The organism is Escherichia sp. E1V33 (assembly GCF_004211955.1).
GTDB lineage: Bacteria > Pseudomonadota > Gammaproteobacteria > Enterobacterales > Enterobacteriaceae > Escherichia.
On sequence record NZ_RHJI01000026.1, the window covers coordinates 24,035 to 30,034 of the forward strand.

A 6,000-nucleotide genomic window follows, 5' to 3' on the forward strand; every position below is an offset into this window, starting at 1 on the left:
AGATGCGTTTTATGCAACGTTCTAAAGACTCCTTAGCTAAATGGTTAAGCGCGATCCTCCCCGTGGTCATTGTTGGGCTGGTAGGGTTGTTTGCGGTAACTGTGATTCGTGATTATGGGCGCGAGACTGCCGCTGCCAGACAAACGCTGCTGGAAAAAGGCAGTGTACTTATTCGCGCTCTTGAATCCGGCTCGCGCGTCGGCATGGGGATGCGCATGCATCATGCGCAGCAGCAGGCCTTACTGGAAGAAATGGCCGGGCAGCCTGGTGTACGTTGGTTTGCGGTCACGGATGAACAAGGAACAATCGTGATGCATAGCAACTCCGGCATGGTGGGAAAACAGCTTTATTCCCCGCAGGAAATGCAGCAGTTACATCCGGGAGATGAAGAAGCGTGGCGGCGGATCGATAGCGCAGACGGCGAGCCTGTTCTGGAAATTTATCGCCAGTTTCAACCGATGTTTGCTGCTGGAATGCACCGGATGCGCCATATGCAGCAGTATGCCGCGACACCACAAGCAATTTTCATCGCTTTCGACGCCAGTAATATTGTGAGTGCCGAAGATCGTGAGCAGAGAAACACCCTGATTATCCTCTTCGCCCTGGCGACGGTCTTGCTGGCAAGCGTGTTGTCATTCTTCTGGTATCGCCGCTATCTGCGCTCGCGCCAGCTTCTACAAGATGAAATGAAGCGCAAAGAGAAGCTGGTGGCGCTGGGGCATCTTGCGGCAGGCGTTGCCCACGAAATCCGTAACCCACTTTCCTCGATTAAAGGACTGGCGAAATACTTTGCCGAGCGCGCGCCTGCAGGGGGAGAAGCGCATCAACTGGCGCAGGTGATGGCGAAAGAGGCCGACCGTTTAAACCGCGTGGTAAGCGAGTTGCTGGAACTGGTTAAGCCAACGCATCTGGCTTTGCAGGCGGTGGATCTCAGCACTCTGATTAACCACTCATTACAGCTGGTAAGCCAGGATGCAAACAGCCGGGAGATCCAGTTACGCTTTACCGCCAACGACACATTACCGGAAATTCAGGCCGATCCGGACAGACTGACTCAGGTCCTGTTGAATCTCTATCTCAATGCTATTCAGGCGATTGGTCAGCATGGCGTGATTAGCGTGACGGCCAGCGAAAGCGGCGCGGGCGTGAAAATCAGCGTTACCGACAGCGGTAAGGGAATTGCGGCAGATCAGCTTGAAGCCATCTTCACTCCGTACTTCACCACCAAAGCCGAAGGCACCGGATTGGGGCTGGCGGTCGTGCATAATATTGTTGAACAACACGGTGGTACAATTCAGGTCGCAAGCCAGGAGGGAAAAGGCTCAACGTTCACCCTCTGGCTTCCGGTCAATATTACGCGTAAGGACCCACAAGGATGACGCACGATAATATCGATATTCTGGTGGTGGATGATGACATTAGCCACTGCACTATTTTGCAGGCTTTACTGCGCGGCTGGGGCTATAACGTCGCGCTGGCGAACAGCGGGCGACAGGCGCTGGAGCAGGTGCGGGAACAGGTTTTTGATCTTGTGCTTTGCGATGTGCGAATGGCGGAGATGGACGGCATTGCCACGCTAAAAGAGATCAAAGCGTTAAATCCGGCGATTCCGGTACTGATTATGACCGCGTACTCCAGCGTCGAGACGGCGGTAGAAGCGTTGAAAACCGGGGCGCTGGATTATCTCATCAAGCCGCTGGATTTCGATAACCTGCAGGCGACGCTGGAAAAGGCGCTCGCGCATACGCACAGTATTGATGCTGAAACGCCTGCGGTGACTGCCAGCCAGTTCGGTATGGTCGGTAAAAGCCCGGCGATGCAACACCTGCTCAGTGAAATCGCCCTCGTCGCGCCATCGGAAGCCACGGTACTGATCCACGGCGATTCCGGCACCGGTAAAGAGCTGGTCGCCAGGGCGATTCACGCCAGTAGCGCACGTAGCGAAAAACCGCTGGTAACGCTCAACTGTGCGGCACTCAACGAATCCTTGCTGGAATCTGAATTGTTCGGTCACGAAAAAGGGGCGTTCACTGGAGCCGATAAACGCCGGGAAGGGCGCTTTGTTGAGGCGGACGGCGGCACGCTGTTTCTCGATGAAATTGGCGATATCTCGCCGATGATGCAGGTGCGTCTGCTGCGTGCGATTCAGGAGCGCGAAGTTCAGCGTGTCGGTAGCAACCAGACTATCTCGGTTGATGTCCGGCTGATTGCGGCGACCCATCGCGATCTTGCCGCAGAGGTAAAGGCCGGGCGTTTTCGCCAGGATCTCTACTATCGCCTGAACGTGGTGGCGATTGAAGTACCATCGCTGCGGCAACGGAGGGAAGATATCCCTCTGCTGGCTGGCCATTTTCTGCAGCGCTTTGCCGAACGTAATCGCAAGGCCGTAAAAGGCTTTACGCCCCAGGCGATGGATTTGCTGATTCACTACGACTGGCCGGGAAACATTCGTGAACTGGAAAACGCGGTGGAACGGGCGGTGGTGCTGCTGACCGGGGAATATATTTCCGAACGCGAGCTGCCGCTGGCGATTGCCATTACGCCGATCCAGCTGGGGCAAAGTCAGGATATTCAGCCGCTGGTGGAAGTCGAAAAAGAAGTGATTCTGGCGGCACTGGAGAAAACGGGCGGCAACAAAACCGAAGCCGCCCGTCAGTTAGGGATCACGCGTAAAACGCTATTGGCAAAACTGTCGCGTTAGTTCTGCTCGCGTTCGATAGCGCGCCAGCCGATATCTTTCCGGCAGAAGCAGTCGTCCCAATGGATATCGGTCATTAAGGCGTAAGCGCGTTTCTGCGCTTCTGCCACGGTATGACCCAGCGCGGTGACGCACAGTACGCGCCCGCCGCTGGTTACCACCTGCTCGTCATCCGCCAGTTTTGTGCCCGCGTGGAACACTTTGCCGCCTGCCACTTCTTCCAGCGGCAGGCCGTGGATCACATCGCCGGTGCGGTAATCGCCCGGATATCCACCCGCAGCCATCACCACGCCGAGAGAAGCACGCTCATCCCACTCGGATGTTTTCTCGTCCAGCTTGCCTTCACAGGCTGCCAGGCAGAGTTCAACCAGATCGGACTTCATACGCAGCATGATTGGCTGGGTTTCCGGATCGCCAAAGCGGCAGTTAAATTCAATAACCTTCGGATTGCCCTGTTTGTCAATCATCAGGCCCGCGTAGAGAAAACCGGTGTAGGTGTTGTCTTCCGCCGCCATGCCTTTCACGGTTGGCCAGATGATGCGTTCCATGGTGCGCTGATGAACTTCATCGGTTACTACCGGCGCAGGGGAGTAAGCGCCCATCCCGCCGGTGTTTGGTCCGGTATCTTTATCGCCTACGCGTTTGTGATCCTGGCTGGTGGCCATCGGTAGCACATGCTCGCCGTCCACCATCACAATAAAGCTCGCTTCTTCGCCATCGAGGAACTCTTCGATAACGATGCGATGACCCGCGTCGCCAAAAGCGTTGCCCGCCAGCATATCGTGAACAGCCGCTTCCGCTTCTTCCAGCGTCATCGCCACGATAACGCCTTTCCCGGCAGCCAGACCGTCCGCTTTAATGACGATTGGCGCGCCTTTCTCACGCAGATACGCCAGCGCAGGTTCTACCTCGGTGAAGTTCTGGTATTCCGCCGTAGGGATCTTATGGCGGGCCAGGAAATCTTTGGTAAACGCTTTTGAGCCTTCCAGTTGGGCCGCACCTGCGGTTGGGCCGAAGATTTTCAGCCCGGCGGCGCGGAAGGTATCGACCACGCCTTTCACCAGCGGCGCTTCCGGGCCGACGATGGTCAGATCAATCTTTTCGTTTTGTGCGAAATCCAACAGCGCCGGGATATCGGTCACGCCGATAGCGACGTTTTGCAGTGCAGGCTCCAGCGCAGTACCTGCGTTACCCGGAGCAACAAAAACAGTCTCAACCAGCGGCGACTGCGCCGCTTTCCAGGCCAGCGCGTGCTCGCGCCCGCCGTTACCAATCACTAATACTTTCATCTGTCGCTCCATTAATGGCGGAAGTGGCGCATGTCGGTGAAGAGCATCGCAATACCGTGCTCGTCGGCGGCGGCAATCACTTCGTCATCACGGATAGAACCGCCAGGCTGGATTACGCAGGTCACGCCCGCAGCGGCGGCGGCATCAATACCGTCGCGGAACGGGAAGAACGCGTCAGAAGCCATCGAGGAACCTTTCACTTCCAGGCCTTCATCGGCAGCTTTAATACCGGCGATTTTCGCGGAGTACACGCGGCTCATCTGGCCCGCGCCAATACCGATGGTCATATTGTTTTTGGCATAGACGATAGCGTTGGATTTCACGAATTTCGCCACCTTCCAGCAGAACAGCGCATCACGCAGTTCCTGTTCAGTTGGCTGACGTTTGGTGACGACGCGCAGTTCTTCCGCACCGACCATGCCCAGATCGCGATCCTGAACCAGTAGACCGCCGTTGACGCGTTTGAAATCAAGACCCGGAACACGCTCGCCCCACTGACCGCAGGTCAGAACGCGTACGTTCTGCTTGGCGGCGGTGATTTTCAGGGCTTCTTCGCTGGCGGACGGCGCAATAATCACTTCGACGAACTGACGAGAAATGATGGCCTGTGCGGTTTCCGCATCCAGCTCGCGGTTAAAGGCAATGATGCCGCCGAATGCGGAGGTTGGGTCGGTTTTGTACGCGCGATCGTAAGCATCAAGAATGGAATTGCCGATAGCCACGCCGCAAGGGTTGGCGTGCTTCACAATCACACATGCCGGCTCGGCGAACTCTTTCACGCACTCCAGCGCCGCATCGGTATCGGCGATGTTGTTATAAGAGAGGGCTTTACCCTGAACCTGGGTTGCGGTAGCAACGGAGGCTTCTTTCACATTCTCTTCTATATAGAAGGCAGCCTGCTGGTGGCTGTTCTCGCCGTAACGCATATCCTGCTTCTTAATGAAGTTCAGGTTCAGCGTGCGTGGGAAGCGACCGGCGGCTTCTTTGCTTTCACCGTGGTAAGCCGGAACCATGCTGCCGAAGTAGTTGGCAATCATGCTGTCGTAGGCGGCAGTGTGTTCGAAGGCTTTGATGGCGAGGTCGAAACGGGTTGCAAGCGTCAGCGATCCTTCGTTGTCATCCATCTCTTTAATAATGGCGTCGTAGTCGCTGCTCTTCACCACGATTGCGACATCTTTATGGTTCTTGGCGGCGGAGCGCACCATCGTTGGGCCGCCGATATCGATGTTCTCAACCGCATCTTCCAGCGAGCAACCTTCACGGGCCACGGTCTGGGCGAACGGATACAGGTTAACAACCACCATATCGATAGGCTGGATCTGATGTTCTTCCATAATGGCATCGTCCTGGCCGCGACGGCCCAGAATGCCACCATGTACTTTCGGATGCAGGGTCTTCACGCGTCCATCCATCATCTCCGGGAAACCGGTGTAATCGGAAACTTCGGTTACCGGCAGACCTTTTTCTGCTAACAGACGGGCAGTGCCCCCTGTAGACAGCAGCTCCACACCGCGTGCGGAAAGTGCCTGGGCGAATTCGACGATACCGGCTTTGTCAGAAACACTGAGCAGAGCGCGGCGGACTGGACGACGTTGTTGCATGGTAAATCCCCTGGATTTGACTATTACAGAGAGCGTTAGCTGAATTTTTCGCGAAAAACTCAGCTAACGCCCCTAACGGGGCATCCTTATTTTTCGCCCGCATTGTAACGAAAACGTTTGCGCAACGCTCGCGAATTTTTCTCTTTCAATGGTGATTACAATTTTGACAGTGGTTACCGTGGGAAAAATACAGAAATTACATTGATGATTGTGGATAACTCTGTGCGTAAAAAGGTATAAAGCGGGGTTTTGCTGGGGAATGCAGCAGTCAGTCATTTTTCTGCAATTTTTCTATTGCGGCCTGCGGAGAACTCCCTATAATGCGCCTCCATCGACACGGCGGATGTGAATCACTTCACACAAACAGCCGGTTCGGTTGAAGAGAAAAATTCTGAAATTCAGGGTTGACTCT

At 55.4% G+C, this 6,000-nt stretch carries 4 protein-coding genes; 2 read left to right on the forward strand and 2 right to left on the reverse strand.

The window, feature by feature from the left end; translation table 11 throughout:
• Positions 1–2 precede the first annotated feature (2 nt).
• Together zraS and zraR are read left to right on the forward strand one after the other, a co-directional pair.
• The gene (gene zraS / locus D9742_RS21155) at positions 3–1,379 is read left to right on the forward strand and encodes a two-component system sensor histidine kinase ZraS (RefSeq protein ID WP_130238148.1); all 1,377 of its coding nucleotides are present in this window, start codon (positions 3–5) and stop codon (positions 1,377–1,379) included.
• Entirely contained in the window at positions 1,376–2,701 is a 1,326-nt protein-coding gene (gene zraR, locus D9742_RS21160; protein WP_130238149.1) for a sigma-54-dependent response regulator transcription factor ZraR, read from the forward strand. Before zraS ends, zraR begins: the two co-directional genes overlap by 4 nt.
• Here zraR and purD read toward each other — a convergent pair.
• On the reverse strand, positions 2,698–3,987 hold the full coding sequence (purD, locus tag D9742_RS21165; RefSeq protein WP_130238150.1) for a phosphoribosylamine--glycine ligase: 1,290 nt from the start codon (positions 3,985–3,987) through the stop codon (positions 2,698–2,700). The genes zraR and purD overlap by 4 nt on opposite strands.
• An 11-nt stretch (positions 3,988–3,998) precedes the next feature.
• A complete protein-coding gene (gene purH, locus D9742_RS21170; protein WP_001187564.1) occupies positions 3,999–5,588 on the reverse strand; it encodes a bifunctional phosphoribosylaminoimidazolecarboxamide formyltransferase/IMP cyclohydrolase in 1,590 nt (529 codons plus the stop codon).
• Positions 5,589–6,000 lie beyond the last annotated feature (412 nt).